Here is an 18977-nt window from a genome sequence, read left to right as displayed (position 1 = left end):
CGCCCCGCTCACGTCAGTGCGCGGCGGACTCCCAGTCCGCACCCACGCCGACCGACACATCCAGCGGGGCACGCAGCTGCACCGCCGTCGACATCTCGTGGCGCAGGATCTCCTCCACCTGCTTCCGCTCGCCCTTGGCGATCTCCAACACGATTTCGTCATGGACCTGGAGCAGCATCCGGGACTTCAGCCGCGCCTTCGTCAGCGCCCGGTCGACCTGGAGCATGGCAACCTTGACGATGTCCGCCGCCGTGCCCTGGATCGGTGCGTTCAGCGCCATCCGCTCGGCCATCTCACGGCGCTGCCGGTTGTCGCTGTTCAGGTCCGGGAGGTACCGGCGGCGCCCGAACACCGTCTCCGTGTAACCGGTGGACCGCGCCTCCTCCACCACCCGGTGCAGATAGTCACGGACCCCGCCGAACCGCTCGAAGTACGTGTCCATCAGACCGCGCGCCTCGCCCGCCTCGATGTTCAGCTGCTGCGACAGACCGAACGCGGACAGCCCGTACGCGAGCCCGTAACTCATCGCCTTGATCTTGCGGCGCATCTCCGCGTCCACCGCGGACTTGTCGACACCGAAGACCTGCGAAGCGACCGTGGTGTGCAGGTCCTCACCGGACGTGAACGCCTCGATCAGCCCCGCGTCCTCCGACAGGTGGGCCATCACGCGCAGTTCGATCTGGCTGTAGTCGGCCGTCATCAGCGTCTCGAACCCGTCGCCGACGACGAAACCACGGCGGATCGCCCGGCCCTCGTCCGTCCGGACCGGAATGTTCTGCAGATTGGGGTCGGTCGACGACAGGCGACCGGTCGCCGCGACCGTCTGGTTGAACGTGGTGTGGATACGGCCGTCCACCGCGATCGTCTTGACCAAACCCTCGACCGTGACCCGCAGCTTCGCCTGCTCGCGATGGCGCAGCATGATGATCGGCAGCTCGTGCTCCGTCTGAACCGCCAGCCACGCCAGCGCATCCGCGTCCGTCGTGTAACCCGTCTTCGTCTTCTTCGTCTTCGGCAGCCCCAGCTCACCGAAGAGAACCTCCTGAAGCTGCTTGGGCGACCCGAGGTTGAACTCCCGGCCCACCGCGGCGTGCGCCTCCTTCACCGCCTGCTGCACCGCACCGGCGAACTGCTGCTCCATGCCTTCCAGATGCTCCCGGTCCGCTGCGATGCCGTACCGCTCCAGGCGGGCCAGCAACGCGGACGTCGGCAGCTCCATGTCGTGCAGCAGCTCGGCGGCGCCGACCTCCTGCAGCCGCACGGTGAACGCCTCGCCCAGATCCAGGACCGCACGGGCCTGCGCCATCAGCGCCTCGGCCTCCGCCTGATCGTCCGCACCGAACGCCAGCTGCCCGTCGGACGCCGCCGCGGGGGCCAGCTCCCGGCCCAGATACTCCACCGACAGAGCGTCCAGCGCGAAGGAACGGCGGCCGGGCTTGACCAGATACGCGGCCAGCGCCGTGTCCATCGCGACGCCGTCGACCTGCCAGCCGTGCTCGGGGAAGACCCGCATCGCACTCTTCGCGTTGTGCATGACCTTCGGCCGCCCGGCGTCCGCGATCCACGCGGCGAACGCCCGCTCGTCCGCCTCGTCGAGCCGCGCCGGGTCGAACCACGCCGCCGCCCCGCCGCCGGCGGCCAGTGCGACCTCCGTGACACTGCCGGTGCCCAGCGCCCAGGTGTCGACCGTGGCGACACCGAGCGGCTGCCCGCCGTGCTCGGCCAGCCACGGCCCGAGCTCGCCCGCACCCAGCACCGCACCGTCCAGCTCGATACCCGCGGCCGGCGCCGGGGCCTCGGCCTCCGCAGCCCCCGGGTCCACGGCGAGCAGCCGCTCGCGCAGGCTCGGGTTACGGATCTCCAGAACATCGAGCACACCCGTGACCGCCGAGCGGTCGTACGGCGCACGCTCCAGGTCCTGCGGAGTCTTCGGCAGCTCCACGTCGCGGACCATCTCGGTCAGCCGGCGGTTCAGCTTCACCGACTCCAGATGGTCCCGGAAATTCTGCCCGGCCTTCCCCTTGACCTCGTCGGCACGCGCGACGAGGTCGTCGAACGAACCGAACTGGTTGATCCACTTCGCCGCCGTCTTCTCCCCGACGCCCGGAATTCCCGGCAGATTGTCCGACGGGTCCCCGCGCAGCGCCGCGAAGTCCGGGTACTGCTGCGGCGTCAGCCCGTACTTCTCCTCGACCTTCTCCGGAGTGAACCGCGTCAGCTCCGAGACACCCTTCGTCGGGTACAGCACCGTGACGTTGTCCGTGATCAGCTGGAACGAATCCCGGTCACCGGTGACGATCAGCACCTCGAAGCCGGCCGCCTCGGCCTGCGTCGCCAGCGTGGCGATCACATCGTCCGCCTCGAAACCGTCGACCGCAAAACGATCGGCACGCATCGCGTCCAGCAGCTCGCCGATCAGCTCGACCTGCCCCTTGAACTCGTCCGGCGTCTTCGAACGGGTCGCCTTGTACTCCGGGAACTCCTGCGACCGCCACGTCTTGCGCGAGACATCGAAGGCCACCGCGAAATGCGTGGGCGCCTCGTCGCGCAGCGTGTTCGCCAGCATCGACGCGAAGCCGTACACCGCGTTCGTCGGCTGCCCCGCTCCCGTCGTGAAATTCTCCGCAGGCAGCGCAAAGAACGCCCGGTACGCCAGGGAGTGCCCGTCCATCAGGAGCAGGCGCGGTCGGTTGTCTGCCGTCTTCTTCGATGCCGTCTCAGCCACGCCCCCGATCCTGCCACGGACCGCCGACAATCCGGACCGCACACCACTCGCCCGGCACTCGCCCGGCACGCGCCCGGCGCCGCGTGACACGATCGAAGACAGGAACAACCACAGGAACGCATGCAGCGACACCGCGCAGGTTCGCCGCTGGCTCAAAGGGGAGCAGACATGGCCACCAAGCCGCCCACCGGTGACCCGGTCCAGGACGCACCACACGTCGAACCGGCCCAGCGCGCCGCCGCCGGACTGCCCGCCGTCGCCCACAGCCTGCGCATCGCCCAACAGCAGATGGGCGTCCGCCGCGCCGCCCGGACCCTCCTCAAGGTCAACCAGAAGGACGGCTTCGACTGCCCCGGCTGCGCCTGGCCGGAGGGCGACAAACGGCACACCGCCGAATTCTGCGAGAACGGCGCCAAGGCCGTCGCCGAAGAAGCCACCCTGCGCCGCGTCACCCCCGACTTCTTCGCCGCCCACCCCGTGGCCGACCTGGCCACCCGCAGCGGCTACTGGCTCGGCCAGCAGGGCCGCATCACCCAGCCGATGTACCTGCCCGAAGGCGCCGACCGTTACGAGGCCGTGACCTGGGAGCACGCCTTCGAGATCATCGCCGAGGAACTGAGCGCCCTCGACTCCCCCGACGAAGCGCTCTTCTACACCTCGGGCCGCACCAGCAACGAAGCCGCGTTCCTGCTGCAGCTGTTCGCCCGCGAGTTCGGCACCAACAACCTGCCGGACTGCTCCAACATGTGCCACGAGTCCTCCGGCTCCGCCCTCACGGAGACCATCGGCATCGGCAAGGGCAGCGTCTCCCTCGAGGACCTCCACCAGGCCGACCTGATCATCGTCGCCGGACAGAACCCCGGCACCAACCACCCCCGGATGCTCTCCGCCCTGGAGAAGGCCAAATCCGCAGGCGCCAGGATCATCTCGGTGAACCCGCTTCCCGAAGCCGGCCTGGAACGGTTCAAGAACCCGCAGACACCCCAAGGAATGATCAAGGGCACCGCCCTCAACGACCTCTTCCTGCAGATCCGCATCGGCGGCGACCAGGCCCTCTTCCGGCTCCTCAACAAGATGATCCTGGAGACCGAAGGCGCCGTCGACGACACCTTCGTACGCGAACACACCCATGGATACGAGGAATTCGCCGCCGCCGCCCGCGCCGCCGACTGGGACGAGACCCTCACCGCCACCGGGCTCGACCGCGCCACCATCGAGCAGGCCCTCACCATGATCCTCGCCTCGAAGCGCACCATCGTCTGCTGGGCCATGGGCCTCACCCAGCACAAACACTCCGTCCCCACCATCCGCGAAGTCGTCAACTTCCTCCTGCTCCGCGGCAATATCGGACGGCCCGGCGCCGGAGTCTGCCCCGTCCGCGGCCACTCCAACGTCCAGGGCGACCGCACCATGGGGATCTTCGAACGACCCGCCCCCGAATTCCTCGACGCCCTCGACAAGGAATTCGGCATCACCTCACCACGCCACCACGGCTACGACGTCGTCCGCTCCATCCAGGCCCTCCGCGACGGCGACGCCAAGATCTTCTTCGCCATGGGCGGCAACTTCGTCGCGGCCACCCCCGACACCACCGTCACCGAGGCCGCCATGCGCCGCGCCCGCCTCACCGTCCACGTATCGACCAAGCTCAACCGCTCGCACGCCGTCACCGGCACCCGCGCCCTGATCCTGCCCACCCTCGGCCGCACCGACAAGGACGTCCAGGCAAGCGGCAAGCAGTTCGTCACCGTCGAGGACTCCATGAGCATGGTCCACGCCTCCCGCGGCAACCTCACCCCCGCAAGCCCCCACCTGCTCTCCGAACCCGCCATCGTCGCCCGCCTCGCCCGCGCCGTCCTCGGCCCGGGATCCACCACCCCCTGGGAAGAGTTCGAGAAGGACTACGCGACGATCCGCGACCGCATCTCCCGCGTCGTCCCCGGCTTCGAGAACTTCAACGCCCGCGTCGCCCACCCCGGCGGATTCACCCTCCCGCACGCCCCGCGCGACTCCCGCCGCTTCCCCACCGCCACCGGCAGGGCCAACTTCACCGCGGCACCCGTCGAATACCCCGAACTCCCCGAAGGCAGACTGCTGTTGCAGACCCTGCGCTCCCACGACCAGTACAACACCACGATCTACGGCCTCGACGACCGCTACCGCGGCATCAAGGGCGGCCGCCGCATCGTCATGGTCAACCCCGACGACGCCCGCACCCTCGGCCTCACCGACGGCGCCTACACCGACCTCGTCAGCGAATGGAAGGACGGCGTCGAGCGCCGCGCCGCCGGCTTCCGCATCGTCCTCTACCCCACCGCCCGGGGCTGCGCCGCCGCCTACTACCCCGAGACCAATGTGCTGGTCCCCCTCGACTCCACCGCCGACACCAGCAACACCCCCGCGAGCAAGTCCGTCGTCGTCCGCTTCGAGAACATCAAGGGATAGAACATCCGGAGGCGGAACGTCCGGGAGCAGAACATCCCGAGAGAATCCGCACACCCCATCCCACTAAGCGTTCGCTCAGTCGTCTGATAAGAACGATGCGCACAGCAAGAGAACGACGAACCACCGCAGACGATCGGAGCCGGACCCCATGGGCGAGCACACCGCACCCAAGTTCCCCCAGGAGATCATCGACGAGTACGCCACCCTCGGCGTCGACCTGCCCGCACTCTTCTCCGCCGGACACCTCGGCGAACGCATGGGCATCCAGATCGTCGAAGCCTCCGCGGACCGCGTCGTCGGCACCATGCCCGTCGAAGGCAACACCCAGCCCTACGGACTCCTCCACGGCGGCGCCTCCGCCGTCCTCGCCGAAACCCTCGGCTCCGTCGGCACCATGCTCCACGGCGGCGCCACCAAGCTCGCCGTCGGCGTCGACCTGAACTGCACCCATCACCGAGGGGTACGAAGCGGACTCGTCACCGGCACCGCCACCCCCGTACACCGCGGCCGCTCCACCGCCACCTACGAGATCGTCATCACCGACGAACAGGACAAGAGGGTCTGCACCGCCCGCCTCACCTGCCTGCTCCGCGACGCCCCCAAGGCCGCCGCCGCCTGACCCACCGACACCGAAACACACCCCTGCCCGGCCGGACCACAAATCCGGCCGGGCAGAGCCATATCCGCCCACAACAACCCGCCCACACAAGACCGTTGAAGAACATCCACAGTCAACACCCTTGACCCCGCAACCCCTTGTGTGGCCCACTCAGCAGCCACACGAAGCCCACGGACACCACAGGGCGTGGACCACACACCCCCTCGGCGTAACACTGCGTAACATGCGCGCAATGCCGGAGCGCCGCAGGGCACCCACAGAGCCCGGCCCCGCAGACGCCGGGCACCCCGTCGCGCCCTCACACCCCCCACCGCGTGACAGCACCAAGATCGCTTCAAGCCCCTTAGCAGAGCTGCGCGTTCTCAGAATGCGGTCACTTCACCGTCCAGCAAAAAGCCGTACATGTCCCCACAGCCACCTCAAGCCTTCCTCAACGGCATAACAAGACAGTCACATCCTCCGCCGACCCATCCCCGACCCCGCCACCTGCGCCTAGAGTCACGGCCAGTCACCGCGCCGCCGGGCGCGTCTGCAGCACGGCCCTGTACCAACCCAGTACGGCCCGGCGAACGACACGGCACCTCAAGCAGAGGAGGCCGCGCCAGGGAAAGGACTTTTCGTGCGACACCGTTCTTTGCTCATCCTCACCACAGTGCTCACCACCGGAGCACTGACGCTCACCGCCTGCGGGTCGCGCGACGACAGCAAGAACAGCAGCGGCGGCGGCGACAACCAGACCGTCGTCATCGGCGTCGACGCGCCCCTGACCGGCGACCTCTCCGCCCTCGGCCTCGGCATCAAGAACTCCGCCGACCTCGCCGCCAAGACGGCCAACAAGGACAAGACCGTCCCCGGCATCACCTTCGAGGTCCAGCCGCTCGACGACCAGGCGCAGCCCTCCGTCGGCCAGCAGAACGCCACCAAGTTCATCGACAACAAGAAGGTCCTCGGCGTTGTCGGCCCCCTGAACTCCGGCGTCTCCCAGTCGATGCAGAAGCCGCTCAACGACGCCGGCCTCACCCAGATCTCCCCCGCCAACACGGGCACCGAGCTGACCCAGGGCGACAACTGGAAGACCGGCGACAAGAAGCGCCCCTACAAGACCTACTTCCGCACCGCCACCACGGACCAGATCCAGGGCGCCTTCGCGGCGAAGTACCTCTTCAACAACGCGAAGATCAAGCAGGTCTACCTGATCGACGACCAGAAGCCCTACGGCGCCGGTCTCGCCGCCTCCTTCAAGGCGACGTTCACCGAACTCGGCGGCAAGATCGCCGGCTCCGACCACGTCAACCCCGACGACCGCGACTTCAACGCCGTCGTCACCAAGGTGAAGAAGTCCGGCGCCAAGGCCGTCTACTACGGCGGTGAATACCCCGCCGGCGCACCCCTGAGCCAGCAGCTCAAGGACAGCGTCCAGATCCCCCTCATGGGCGGCGACGGCATGTACAGCGCCGACTTCATCAAGCTCAACAAGAAGGCCCAGGGCGACATCGCCACCTCCGTCGGCAAGCCCGTCGAGGAGCTCGACTCCGCCAAGAAGTTCATCGCGGACTACAAGACGGCCGGCTACAAGGACGCCTACGAGGCCTACGGCGGCGGCACCTACGACGCCACCTGGGCCATCATCGAGGCCGTCAAGGCCGTCGTCGCCGCCAACGACGGCAAGCTCCCCGACGACGCCCGCGCCAAGGTCCTCGACGCCGTTGGCAAGGTCAGCTTCGACGGCGTCACCGGCCCCGTCTCCTTCGACGAGTTCGGCGACACCACCAACACCATGATGACCGCCTACCAGGTCGACGGCGGCAAGTGGGTCTCCAAGCTCAGCGAGGCCTACAAGAAGGACTGACCAAGCCCTCCCGGTCAGAAAGAAAAACCAGACCGCGCGGGAGCGCTACCAGCGCTCCCGCGCGGTGCCATATCCGAACCACTCCACGGAGGCCCTGCGGTGAACGAACTGCCGCAACAGCTGGCCAATGGACTCATCCTCGGCGCGATGTACGGTCTCATCGCGATCGGCTACACGATGGTCTACGGAATCATCCAGCTCATCAACTTCGCCCACGGCGAGATCTTCATGATCGGAGGCTTCGGAGCTCTCACCGTGTACCTCTGGATGCCGGCCGGCTCCAACCTCCTCGCAATCGTCCCCCTCATGATCATCGGCGGCGTCATATGCTCCGTCGCCATCAGCGTCGCAGCCGAACGCTTCGCCTACCGGCCCCTGCGCACCGCACCCAGACTCGCCCCGCTGATCACCGCGATCGGACTCTCCCTCGCACTCCAGCAGGCCATCTGGAAGTGGTACCCCAACGCCACGAAGGACCACCCCTTCCCCCAGTTCAAGGGCGACGCCTTCGACATCCTCGGCGCCAACATCCAGCGCGGTGACCTCTTCGTCCTCATCGCCGCACCCGTCTGCATGATCGCCCTCGGCCTCTTCGTCTCCAAGACCCGCTCCGGCCGCGGCATGCAGGCAACCTCGCAGGACCCCGACACCGCCAAGCTCATGGGCATCAACACCGACCGCATCATCGTCATGGCCTTCGCCATCGGCGCCGCGTTCGCAGCCGTCGCAGCCGTCGCCTACGGACTCAAGAACGGCCAGATCGGCTTCCGCATGGGCTTCATCATGGGCCTCAAGGCGTTCACCGCAGCCGTACTCGGCGGCATCGGCAACATCTACGGCGCCATGCTCGGCGGAGTCGTACTCGGCGTCGCCGAATCCCTCGCCACCGGCTACATGAGCGACGTCCCCGGCATGGACCTCTTCGGCGGCGGCGCCTGGAAGGACGTATGGGCCTTCGTCCTCCTCATCATCGTCCTGCTGCTCCGGCCCCAGGGCCTGCTCGGCGAACGCGTCGCGGATCGGGCGTGATACGGATGACCACCCACACCACACCGGCCCGGGACACGCTCATCCCGCTGCCCACCCCCGTCGCCCGCGCCCTCACCGCCGCAGGCGCCGCCATCGCCCTCGCCGGCACCTTCCTCGCCTGGACCTGGACCACCGACTTCCCCGGCGACCTCACCGTCACCGGCTACCCCGGCGGCCTCCAGATCCTCACCCTCACCAGCGCCGCCCTCACCCTCCTCTTCGCACTCAGCGGATACGGAATCCGAGGACTCGGCTGGCTCACCCCCGGCGGCACCAACAGCCCCGTCCGGCTCCTCGCCCTCGGCACCCTCGGCACCACCGGCTACACCATGGGAGCCATCGCCTACGAGCTCGGCGGCGTCGTCAACCTCGAACCCGGCGCATGGGTCAGCGGCATCGGCGCACTCATCTCCACCGTCGCCGCACTCGCACTCCCCAGCGACGAACCACTCCCCCAGCACGAACCCCGGCCCGGCACCTGGCAGCGCTTCCGCAACAGCCTCACCGCACCCGCGGCACCCCGCGCCACAACACTCCCCGCCTGGGCCGAAATCCTCATCATCACCGCGGCCTTCGGCGCCATGCTGTACGTCTTCACCTACGGCATCGACATCCCCACCGAAGAATCCGAACAGTTCATCGGCTTCCTCATCACCGCGGCCTTCGCGTTCACCGCAATCACCCGCGCCGGGCTCATCTCCCGCATCACCGCGCTGACCACGAAGCACCGCAACGTCGCCCTCACCGCAGCCCTGGTCGCAGCACTCTGCTTCCCCTTCACCCAGGACACCGCGGAATACGCCCTCATCGGCGTCAACATCCTCATCTTCGCGACCGTCGCCCTCGGCCTCAACGTCGTCGTCGGCCTCGCCGGCCTCCTCGACCTCGGCTACGTCGCCTTCCTCGGCGTCGGCGCCTACACCGCGGCCCTCGTCTCCGGCGCACCCCTCTCCGCCATCGGCGTCCACTTCCCCTTCTGGGCCGCCGTCCTCACCGGAGCCGCAGTCTCACTCGTCTTCGGCGTCCTCATCGGCGCCCCGACCCTCCGACTGCGCGGCGACTACCTCGCCATCGTCACCCTCGGCTTCGGAGAGATCTTCCGCGTCACCGTCAACAACCTCAACGGCAACAGCGGACCCGACCTCACCAACGGCTCCCAAGGCATCCCTAGCATCCCGGACCTCAACCTCCTCGGGATCGACTTCGGACTCAGCCACGACATCGGCCCCTTCACCCTCAGCAGGCCCGCCAACTACTACCTGCTGATGCTCGTCGTCACCGCCGTCGTCGTCCTCGTCTTCCGCCGCTCCGGAGACTCCCGCATCGGCCGCGCCTGGGTCGCCATCCGCGAAGACGAAACCGCCGCCACCGCCATGGGCATCAACGCCTTCCGGCTCAAGCTGCTCGCCTTCGCCCTCGGCGCCACCCTCGCCGGCCTCGCCGGCACCGTCCAGGCACACGTCAACTACACCGTGACGCCCGAGCAGTACCAGTTCGCCGGCTCCGTACCCCCCAACTCCGCCTTCCTCCTCGCCGCCGTCATCCTCGGCGGCATGGGAACCCTCAGCGGACCCTTCGTCGGCGCGGCACTGCTCTACCTCATCCCGGCCAAACTCCAGTTCATGCAGGACTACCAGCTGTTCCTCTTCGGCATCGCGCTCATCCTCCTGATGCGCTTCCGCCCCGAAGGCCTCGTCGCCGACCGCAGGAAACAGCTCGAATTCCACGAGAACGACACGATCGACGTACCGGAACCACGGCAGTCCGAAGAAACCGGCGCCGGCATCGCCAAGGCGGGGGCGTGACCACCATGACCACCACCACGAAAACCGCCACCACCGTTCTCGACGCAAGCGGCGTGACCATGCGCTTCGGCGGCCTCACCGCCGTACGCAACGTCGACCTCACCGTCAACGCAGGCGAAATCGTCGGCCTCATCGGACCCAACGGCGCCGGCAAAACCACCTTCTTCAACTGCCTCACCGGGCTCTACGTCCCCACCGAAGGCAAAGTCAGCTACAAAGGCACTGTCCTGCCGCCCAAGCCCCACCTCGTCACCCAGGCAGGCATCGCCCGCACCTTCCAGAACATCCGGCTCTTCGCCAACATGACCGTCCTGGAAAACGTCCTCGTCGGACGCCACACCCGCACCAAAGAAGGCCTCTGGTCCGCCCTCCTGCGCCTCCCCGGCTTCACCAAGGCCGAGAACGCCAGCCGGGAACGCGCCATGGAACTCCTGGAATTCATCGGCCTCCACACCAAGGCCGACCACCTCGCGCGCAACCTCCCCTACGGAGACCAGCGCAAGCTGGAAATCGCCCGCGCCCTCGCCAGCGACCCCGGACTCCTCCTCCTCGACGAGCCCACCGCCGGCATGAACCCCCAGGAAACCCGCGTCACCGAAGAACTCATCTTCGCCATCCGCGACCAGGGCATCGCCGTCCTCGTCATCGAGCACGACATGCGGTTCATCTTCAACCTCTGCGACCGCGTCGCCGTCCTCGTACAGGGCGAAAAGCTCGTCGAAGGCACCTCCGACGTCGTCCAGAGCGACGAACGCGTCGTCGCCGCCTACCTCGGCACCCCCTTCGAAGGCGCCCCCGGCGCCGAAGAAGTCGCCGAAGTCGAAGCAGCGGAAGCCGAAGCACACGCCGAAGCCGAAGCCACGGAAGCGGAACCCACCGAAGCCGAAGCCGCCACCGACGACGACACCAGCACCACCCGCACCGAAGAGGAGGACACCCGATGACCGCACTGCTCCAGGTCGAAGACCTCCGCGTCGCCTACGGCAAGATCGAAGCCGTCAAAGGCATCTCCTTCACCGTCGAAGCCGGCCAGGTCGTCACCCTCATCGGCACCAACGGCGCAGGCAAAACCACCACCCTGCGCACCCTCTCCGGCCTCCTCAAGCCCATAGGCGGCCAGATCCTCTTCGAGGGCAAACCACTCACCAACATCCCCGCCCACAAGATCGTCTCCCTGGGCCTCGCCCACTCCCCCGAGGGACGCCACATCTTCCCCCGGCTGACGATCACCGAGAACCTCCTTCTCGGCGCCTATCTCCGCAACGACAAAGCAGGCATCGAAAAGGACGTCCAGCGCGCCTACGACCTCTTCCCCATCCTCGGGGAACGACGGAAGCAGGCCGCAGGAACCCTCTCGGGCGGCGAGCAGCAAATGCTCGCCATGGGCCGCGCCCTCATGTCCCAGCCCAAATTGCTCATGCTCGACGAGCCCTCCATGGGCCTCTCCCCGATCATGATGCAGAAGATCATGCAGACCATCGTCGAGCTGAAGGCCCAGGGCACCACCATCCTGCTCGTCGAGCAGAACGCCCAGGCGGCACTCTCACTCGCCGACCACGGCCACGTCATGGAGGTCGGCAAGATCGTCCTCTCCGGCACCGGCCAGAACCTCCTCCACGACGAATCCGTCCGCAAGGCGTACCTCGGCGAGGACTGACCCGCACCGCTTCACACGGATGAGGCCCGCACCCCGATCGATCCGGGGTGCGGGCCTCATCCGTACCTACCTACGCGGCTACTCGCCGTCCTTCGCCGCCCGCTTCTTCTCCTCAGCGTCCTCGATCAACGCCTCGGCAAGCTGCTGCATCGACAGCCGACGATCCATCGACGTCTTCTGGATCCACCGGAACGCCGCCGGCTCCGACAGCCCGTAATCCGTCTGCAGAATGCTCTTCGCCCGGTCCACCAGCTTCCGCGTCTCCAGCCGCTGCGCGAGGTCCGCGACCTCGTTCTCCAGCGCCTTCAGCTCCGCGAACCGGGACACGGCCATCTCGATGGCCGGCACCACGTCGCTCTTGCTGAACGGCTTCACGAGGTACGCCATCGCCCCGGCGTCCCGGGCCCGCTCCACGAGGTCGCGCTGCGAGAACGCGGTGAGCATCAGGACGGGCGCGATGGACTCCTCGGAAATCTTCTCCGCGGCGGAGATCCCGTCGAGGATCGGCATCTTCACATCGAGGATGACGAGGTCGGGCCTGTGCTCGCGGGCGAGCTCGACCGCCTTCTCGCCGTCGCCGGCCTCGCCGACGACCGCGTAGCCCTCTTCCTCGAGCATCTCTTTGAGGTCGAGGCGGATGAGAGCCTCGTCCTCGGCGATGACGACGCGGGTCGTCAGCGGCGGGACGTGCGACTTGTCGTCGTCGGCGACGGGCTGGGGCGACTCGGGGGCGGTCACGGGGCTCCTTGTTCCGGGGCAAGTGCAGCTCCCTTGAGCCTACCCACCTGCGGTATGGTGGTCGCGCAGCGGGTCGAAGAGCACCTTCGATTCTGTGAGCCCCGGTAGCCCAATTGGCAGCAGGCAATGGATTCAAAACCCATACAGTGTCGGTTCGAGTCCGACTCGGGGCACTTTTCCTTCGATTCCAAGGCCACCGAGGAATAGTAGAACTTCACATGAACGTGTGAATGCTTGCTTATTCCACCTGCGGGTCATCAAGATCCAGATCAGGATCGGCCCTGTGTACGACCTTGATACGCGCAAGCGCGCTCTGGCACTCATCGCCCAAGGCTTCAGCCAGAACTCCGTAAGCAAGCAGACCGGCATTTCGCGTGCCGCCATCCGCTCGTGGCAGGCACGAATAGAACCCCTCGGCTGGAACCGCGCTGCAGCCTGTCCAAGGTGCGACGGCCTGCCGAGCGATCCCGAAGTCCCCGCCGCGTACGCCTACCTACTGGGCCTCTATCTCGGTGACGGCTGCATCAGCTCCGCGAGAAGGGGTGTGTACTTCCTCCGTATCGCCTGCGCCGATGCCTGGCCCGGCCTCATCGACGCCTGCGCCGAAGCCATGCAGCTCGTGCGTCCCGGCAACAAGGTGTTCCGGGTTCAGCGTCAGGGCTGCCAGAACGTGACCTGCCACAGCAAGCACTGGCCGTGCTTTTTCCCCCAACACGGCCCCGGCAGGAAACACGACCGCAAGATCGCACTCGAACCCTGGCAACAGAAGATCGTGGACGCCCACCCATGGGAATTCATCCGAGGGCTCATCCACTCCGACGGCTGCCGCATCACCAACTGGACCACCCGCCTCGTCGCCGGTGAGCGGAAGCGCTACGAGTACCCCCGGTACTCCTTCACCAACAAGTCGGACGACATCCGCAAGCTGTTCAGCGACACGCTCACCGCTGTCGGGGTCGAGTGGACAACCCTCGCACGAGGCAGCAGCCCGCTCAACATCTCCGTCGCCCGACGGGCGTCCGTCGCGCTCATGGACGCGCACGTCGGGCCGAAGCACTGACGACCGGATTACTTGGGGCTGTCGTCCTCGCCGATGTGGTGCACGCGCACCAGGTTCGTCGATCCGGGGACGCCCGGCGGGGAGCCGGCCGTGATGACCACGATGTCGCCCTTCTCGCAGCGGCCGATCCGCAGGAGCTCCTCGTCGACCTGGGCGACCATCGCGTCCGTGGAGTCGACGTGCGGGCCGAGGAAGGTCTCGACGCCCCATGTGAGGTTCAACTGGGAGCGGGTGGCCGGGTCCGGGGTGAAGGCCAGGAGTGGGATGGGTGAGCGGTAGCGGGAGAGGCGCTTGACCGTGTCGCCGCTCTGGGTGAAGGCGACGAGGAACTTCGCGCCGAGGAAGTCGCCCATCTCGGCGGCTGCGCGGGCGACCGCGCCGCCCTGGGTGCGGGGCTTGTTGCGGTCGGTGAGCGGGGGCAGGCCCTTGGCGAGGATGTCTTCCTCGGCTGCTTCGACGATGCGGGACATCGTGCGGACCGTTTCGATGGGGTATTTGCCGACGCTGGTCTCGCCGGAGAGCATCACCGCGTCGGTGCCGTCGATGACGGCGTTGGCGACGTCGGACGCTTCGGCTCGGGTGGGGCGGGAGTTGTCGATCATCGAGTCGAGCATCTGGGTGGCGACGATGACCGGTTTGGCGTTGCGCTTGGCGAGCTTGATGGCGCGCTTCTGGACGATGGGGACTTGTTCGAGGGGCATTTCGACGCCGAGGTCGCCGCGGGCGACCATGATGCCGTCGAATGCGGCGACGATGTCGTCGATGTTCTCGACGGCCTGGGGTTTTTCGACTTTGGCGATGACGGGGAGGCGGCGGCCTTCTTCCTCCATGATGCGGTGGACGTCGTCGATGTCGCGTCCGCTGCGTACGAAGGAGAGGGCGATGACGTCGGCGCCGGTGCGCAGGGCCCAGCGGAGGTCTTCGATGTCCTTTTCGGAGAGTGCGGGGACGGAGACGGCGACGCCGGGGAGGTTGAGGCCTTTGTTGTCGGAGACCATGCCTCCTTCGATGACGGTGGTGTGGACGCGGGGGCCGTCGACGTCGGTGACTTCGAGGGTGACGCGGCCGTCGTCGACGAGGATGCGTTCACCGGTGGTGACGTCGGTGTGGAGGCCTTCGTAGGTGGTGCCGCAGGTGTTGCGGTCGCCTTCGATGGGTTCGACGGTGATGGTGAAGCTGTCGCCGCGTTCAAGGAGTACGGGGCCCTCGCGGAAGCGGCCCAGGCGGATCTTCGGGCCTTGAAGGTCGGCGAGGATCCCGACGCTGCGTCCGGTTTCGTCGGAGGCTTTGCGTACGTGGCGGTAGCGCTGTTCGTGTTCGACGTAGGAGCCGTGGCTGAGGTTGAAGCGGGCGATGTCCATTCCGGCTTCGACGAGTGCCTTGATCTGCTCGTATGTGTCGGTGGCTGGGCCCAGGGTGCAGACGATTTTTGCTCGGCGCATGGTTTGAGCCTAGACCTTACCTACGGGTAGCGAATTGGGTCTGCGTGTCGTCTCAACAACCTTTGGGTGAAGGGTTATTGACAAGTGTTGAATTGTGCAGCGGGGTGCTCTGATGAGCATTGTTTTCAGAGTTTTGGGGGTTCCATGGTGAAGCGGGCGTTCACCTGGGCGTAGACGGTCTGTCGTTGGGGTTCGAGGTCGAGGGCGGGGGGTGTTTCGGGTTCTGCTCCGCCGTATGCGGCGCGGCCGCGGAAGCTGCCGGGTGCGGCGGGCATGGGTGGGAGGGGGGCGATGTTCTCGGCGCCGAGGTCGGCGATCTCGAGGAGGGCGGTGAGGTGGGTGCCGAGGGCGTCGGCGTATTCGCGGGCGCGTTTGAGGGCTTCTTGTACGGCTTGGCGGCGGGCTTGTGCGTGGGCGGGTGAGTCGGGGCGGAGGTTCCACCAGGGGCCGTTGATGCGGGTCATGTCGAGGTCGGCGATGCGGGTGGCGAGTTCGCCGAGTGCGGTGAAGTCGCTCAGTACGGCGGTGATGTGGACGCGGCCGTGGTAGGCGCGGATTTTTTCGTCTCGTCCGCGTGAGGTGAGTTCGGGGGTGATGGAGAGGGCCCCGGTTTCGAGTTTTTCGACAGCTTGTCCGTAGGTGCGTGCGAGTTCGAGGACGTTGGTGTTGCGTCGAGTGAGGTCTTCGAGGGCTGTTCGGCGGTCTTTGCCCCGGGCGGTGACGGTGATGGTGATGTGGGCGGTTTCGGGGTCGACTTCGAGGCGGGCTTCGCCGCGGACGGCGACGCGGGGGTGGTCGGGGGTGCCGTAGGGGGCTGGTGTGTGGGTCATGGGTTCACTGTGGCATTGGGGTTCGACCCGTGTGGTCATCAGATAGAAACCTGCAAGGGGTGTTGCGTGGGGCGGCGGGTGAGTCATTATCTACGCGCGTTGTGTACTGCGAGATCTGATCTGTGGGAGACGAGATGCCGCTGAACCGTAGGACGTTCCTGGGCACATCGGCTGCGGCCGGGGCCGGTGTGGCGATGGCTGGGGGTGTGGCTGTGCCTGCCGAGGCCCAGGGTCGCGGGTCCGGGCGTCCGCCGAAGCGGTACTCGTTCACGGTGATGGGTACGACCGATCTGCATGGGAATGTCTTCAACTGGGACTACTTCACGGACAAGGAGTTCGACGACAAGGCGCACAACGATGTGGGTCTGGCGAAGATCTCGACGCTGGTGGAGCAGGTCCGTGCGGAGAAGGGCCGTCACAACACCCTGATGATCGATGCGGGTGACACGATCCAGGGCACTCAGCTTTCGTATTACTACGCGAAGATCGATCCGATCACGGCGCAGCGTGGTCCGGTGCATCCGATGGCGCAGGCGATGAACGCGATCGGGTATGACGCGGCGGCACTGGGCAACCATGAGTTCAACTACGGCATTCCGGTGCTGCGGAAGTTCGAGGAGCAGTGTGATTTTCCGCTGCTGGGTGCGAACGCGCTGGATGCGAAGACGTTGCAGCCGGCGTTCGCCCCGTATGTGATCAAGCGGATGCGTACGCCGCACGGTCGGGATGTGAAGGTGGCGATTCTGGGTCTGACGAACCCGGGGATCGCGATCTGGGACAAGGCGAATGTCAGCGGCAGGATGGTGTTCCCGGGGTTGGAGGAGCAGGCGGCGAAGTTCGTGCCGCGGCTTCGGTCCATGGGGGCGGATGTCGTGATCGTGTCGGCGCATTCGGGGACCAGTGGGACGTCGTCGTACGGTGACCAGGTTCCGTACGTGGAGAACGCGGCGGCTCTGGTGGCGGAGCAGGTGCCGGGTATCGATGCGATTCTTGTCGGTCATGCTCACCTGGAGATCCCCGAGTACTTCGTGGAGAACAAGGAGACGGGCAAGAAGGTGGTGCTCTCCGAGCCGTTGAAGTGGGGGCAGCGGTTGACGCTGTTCGACTTCGATCTGGTGTGGGAGAAGGGCCGCTGGGTGGTGGAGGGTGCGGGTTCGCGGGTGTTGAACTCGAACGTGGTGGCGGAGGACCCGAAGATCACGGGGTTGTTGGCGGATGAGCACAAGAAGGTTGTGGCGTACGTCAATCAGGTGATCGGTACGTCGACGGCGGCGATGACGACGGCGGAGGCGGCCTGGAAGGACGAGCCGATCATCGATCTGATCAATGTGGTTCAGGCGGAGACGGTGAAGGCGGCTCTGGCGGGTGGCGCGTACGCGTCGTTGCCTGTGCTGTCGCAGGCGTCGTGTTTCTCCCGTACGGCGCAGATTCCGGCGGGGAATGTGACGATCAAGGATGCGGCGGGGCTGTATCCGTTCGAGAACACGCTTGAGGCACGGTTGCTGACGGGTGCGCAGATCAAGGATTATCTGGAGTTCTCGGCGCGGTATTACGTGCAGACGGCTGCGGGTGCTCCGGTGGATACGGCGAAGTTGACGAATGCGGGCAACACGCCGGACTACAACTATGACGCGGTGTCGGGTCTGACGTATGAGATCGATATTGCGAAGCCGAATGGTTCGCGGATTGTGAATCTGTCGTTCGAGGGCAAGGCGATCGATCCGGCGGCGGAGTTCGTGCTGGCGGTGAATAATTATCGGGCGAGCGGTGGGGGTAATTTCCCGCATGTGCCGGGTGCGAAGCAACTGTGGGCGAATTCGGAGGAGATCCGGAACACGATCATCGGCTGGGTGCAGGCGAAGGGTTCGGTGGATGGTGCGCAGTTCGCTTCGGTGGACTGGCGGCTGACGCGTGATGGTGTGCCGGTGTTCTAGGGCGTGTATCGAAAGTGCCTGGCGAGGATGGCGGAGAGCCCATTTGTGATCCAGAATGATTGGATGGTCACGCTTGAGACTCCCCGTTTGATCCTGCGTCGCTGGCGCGAGGAAGACGTTGCACCCATGGCTGCCGTGAATGCCGACCCCGAGGTCATGCGGTGGATCCGTGACGGCAGCGTCCGTGACGAACAGCAGACTCGCGGCGGGGTCCATGCATGGGAGAGCGAGTGGGAGTCGCAGGGCTTCGGCCTGTTCGCCGTGGAGATCCGGTCCACTGGCGAGCTGGCCGGGTTCACCGGCCTTTCGGTGCCCGACTTCTTGCCGGAGGTACTGCCGGCGGTTGAGGTCGGCTGGCGGCTGGGACGTTCCCACTGGGGGCAGGGCTTGGCCACCGAGGCCGCCGCGGCCGCTGTACGGTTCGGGTTCGAAGAGCGAGGGCTGGAGCGGATCGTCAGCATCACTCAAGTGGGCAACGACGCCTCCGAACGGATCATGACCAAACTGGGGATGCATCCGGTCCGTGAGACCGTCAATCCCACCTGCGGTCGGCGAGTACGGGTGTTCGAGTTGTCGTCGGACCAGTACGTCACAACCACTCGTTGATGGCGGCAACGAGGACGGTAGCCCTGTAGCGGACCGCGAGTTTGTCGTACCTGGTGGCCACGGCTCGATGTCTCTTGAGGCGATTGATGCGTCAGCGGGTGGCCCTGCTTCTTGCCCCTCGGCAACAACGGCTCCAGCACCGCCCATTGCTCGTCCGTCAGATCTCCACGTGCCACGAACCAAGATCATCCCACGACCAAGATCTACTTTCGATACACGCCCTGGTGCCCCTCCCGGC

The 18977-nt window shown here is 66.5% G+C and carries 14 protein-coding genes, 1 tRNA gene and 1 pseudogene; 11 read left to right on the top strand and 5 right to left on the bottom strand.

What is annotated here, in order from left to right; translation table 11 throughout:
- Window positions 1-13: 13 nt before the first annotated feature.
- The gene (gene polA, locus OG972_RS30380) at window positions 14-2725 is read right to left on the bottom strand and encodes a DNA polymerase I (RefSeq protein WP_266986834.1); all 2712 of its coding nucleotides are present in this window, start codon (window positions 2723-2725) and stop codon (window positions 14-16) included.
- A gap of 168 nt (window positions 2726-2893) precedes the next feature.
- On the opposite strand from polA, the gene OG972_RS30375 reads away from it, so the two are divergent.
- From OG972_RS30375 to OG972_RS30345, 7 genes are all read left to right on the top strand, one after another.
- Window positions 2894-5170 carry an FdhF/YdeP family oxidoreductase gene (locus OG972_RS30375; RefSeq protein ID WP_266986832.1) on the top strand — a complete coding sequence of 759 codons (2277 nt, stop codon included), beginning with the start codon at window positions 2894-2896 and terminating at the stop codon, window positions 5168-5170.
- A 148-nt stretch (window positions 5171-5318) separates the two neighbouring features.
- Entirely contained in the window at window positions 5319-5789 is a 471-nt protein-coding gene (locus tag OG972_RS30370) for a PaaI family thioesterase (RefSeq protein WP_266986830.1), read from the top strand.
- Between the two features lie 634 nt (window positions 5790-6423).
- Entirely contained in the window at window positions 6424-7638 is a 1215-nt protein-coding gene (locus OG972_RS30365) for a branched-chain amino acid ABC transporter substrate-binding protein (protein WP_266990799.1), read from the top strand.
- A 99-nt stretch (window positions 7639-7737) separates the two neighbouring features.
- Window positions 7738-8667 carry a branched-chain amino acid ABC transporter permease gene (locus tag OG972_RS30360; protein WP_266986828.1) on the top strand — a complete coding sequence of 310 codons (930 nt, stop codon included), beginning with the start codon at window positions 7738-7740 and terminating at the stop codon, window positions 8665-8667.
- Window positions 8668-8672: 5 nt separating this feature from the next.
- Window positions 8673-10472, top strand: coding sequence for a branched-chain amino acid ABC transporter permease (locus tag OG972_RS30355; RefSeq protein WP_266986826.1), 1800 nt, complete (start codon window positions 8673-8675; stop codon window positions 10470-10472).
- 5 nt (window positions 10473-10477) lie between these two features.
- A complete protein-coding gene (locus OG972_RS30350; RefSeq protein WP_266990797.1) occupies window positions 10478-11416 on the top strand; it encodes an ABC transporter ATP-binding protein in 939 nt (312 codons plus the stop codon).
- Complete coding sequence (locus OG972_RS30345) at window positions 11413-12129, top strand: ABC transporter ATP-binding protein (RefSeq protein ID WP_266986825.1); 717 nt, start codon at window positions 11413-11415, stop codon at window positions 12127-12129. Before OG972_RS30350 ends, OG972_RS30345 begins: the two co-directional genes overlap by 4 nt.
- 78 nt (window positions 12130-12207) lie before the next feature.
- Here OG972_RS30345 and OG972_RS30340 read toward each other — a convergent pair whose 3' ends face one another.
- The gene (locus tag OG972_RS30340; protein ID WP_266986823.1) at window positions 12208-12867 is read right to left on the bottom strand and encodes an ANTAR domain-containing response regulator; all 660 of its coding nucleotides are present in this window, start codon (window positions 12865-12867) and stop codon (window positions 12208-12210) included.
- A gap of 98 nt (window positions 12868-12965) precedes the next feature.
- Here OG972_RS30340 and OG972_RS30335 point away from each other — a divergent pair.
- Together OG972_RS30335 and OG972_RS30330 are read left to right on the top strand one after the other, a co-directional pair.
- A tRNA-Leu gene (locus OG972_RS30335) sits at window positions 12966-13040 on the top strand.
- A gap of 110 nt (window positions 13041-13150) precedes the next feature.
- Window positions 13151-13927: a transcriptional regulator gene (locus OG972_RS30330; protein WP_266990796.1), complete on the top strand. Its 777-nt coding sequence runs from the start codon at window positions 13151-13153 to the stop codon at window positions 13925-13927.
- Window positions 13928-13935: 8 nt separating this feature from the next.
- Here OG972_RS30330 and pyk read toward each other — a convergent pair whose 3' ends face one another.
- Together pyk and OG972_RS30320 are read right to left on the bottom strand one after the other, a co-directional pair.
- On the bottom strand, window positions 13936-15369 hold the full coding sequence (pyk, locus tag OG972_RS30325) for a pyruvate kinase (protein WP_266986821.1): 1434 nt from the start codon (window positions 15367-15369) through the stop codon (window positions 13936-13938).
- 125 nt (window positions 15370-15494) lie between these two features.
- Window positions 15495-16199, bottom strand: coding sequence for an SIMPL domain-containing protein (locus OG972_RS30320; protein WP_266986819.1), 705 nt, complete (start codon window positions 16197-16199; stop codon window positions 15495-15497).
- Between the two features lie 134 nt (window positions 16200-16333).
- Between OG972_RS30320 and OG972_RS30315 the strand changes: the two genes are divergently transcribed.
- Window positions 16334-18133: a bifunctional UDP-sugar hydrolase/5'-nucleotidase gene (locus tag OG972_RS30315; protein ID WP_266986817.1), complete on the top strand. Its 1800-nt coding sequence runs from the start codon at window positions 16334-16336 to the stop codon at window positions 18131-18133.
- 63 nt (window positions 18134-18196) lie between these two features.
- Window positions 18197-18739 carry a GNAT family N-acetyltransferase gene (locus OG972_RS30310; RefSeq protein WP_266990794.1) on the top strand — a complete coding sequence of 181 codons (543 nt, stop codon included), beginning with the start codon at window positions 18197-18199 and terminating at the stop codon, window positions 18737-18739.
- On the opposite strand, the pseudogene OG972_RS30305 reads toward OG972_RS30310, so the two are convergent.
- Window positions 18723-18824, bottom strand: a pseudogene (locus OG972_RS30305) (IS5/IS1182 family transposase); the annotation flags it as partial. The gene OG972_RS30310 and the pseudogene OG972_RS30305 sit on opposite strands and share 17 nt — an antisense overlap.
- Between the last annotated feature and the right edge of the window lie 153 nt (window positions 18825-18977).

Source organism: Streptomyces sp. NBC_01669, from assembly GCF_026339735.1.
Taxonomy (GTDB): Bacteria; Actinomycetota; Actinomycetes; order Streptomycetales; family Streptomycetaceae; genus Streptomyces; species Streptomyces yanii.
The sequence above is the reverse complement of the archived record's forward strand: the minus strand, read 5'-3'. Positions and strand labels throughout refer to the sequence as shown.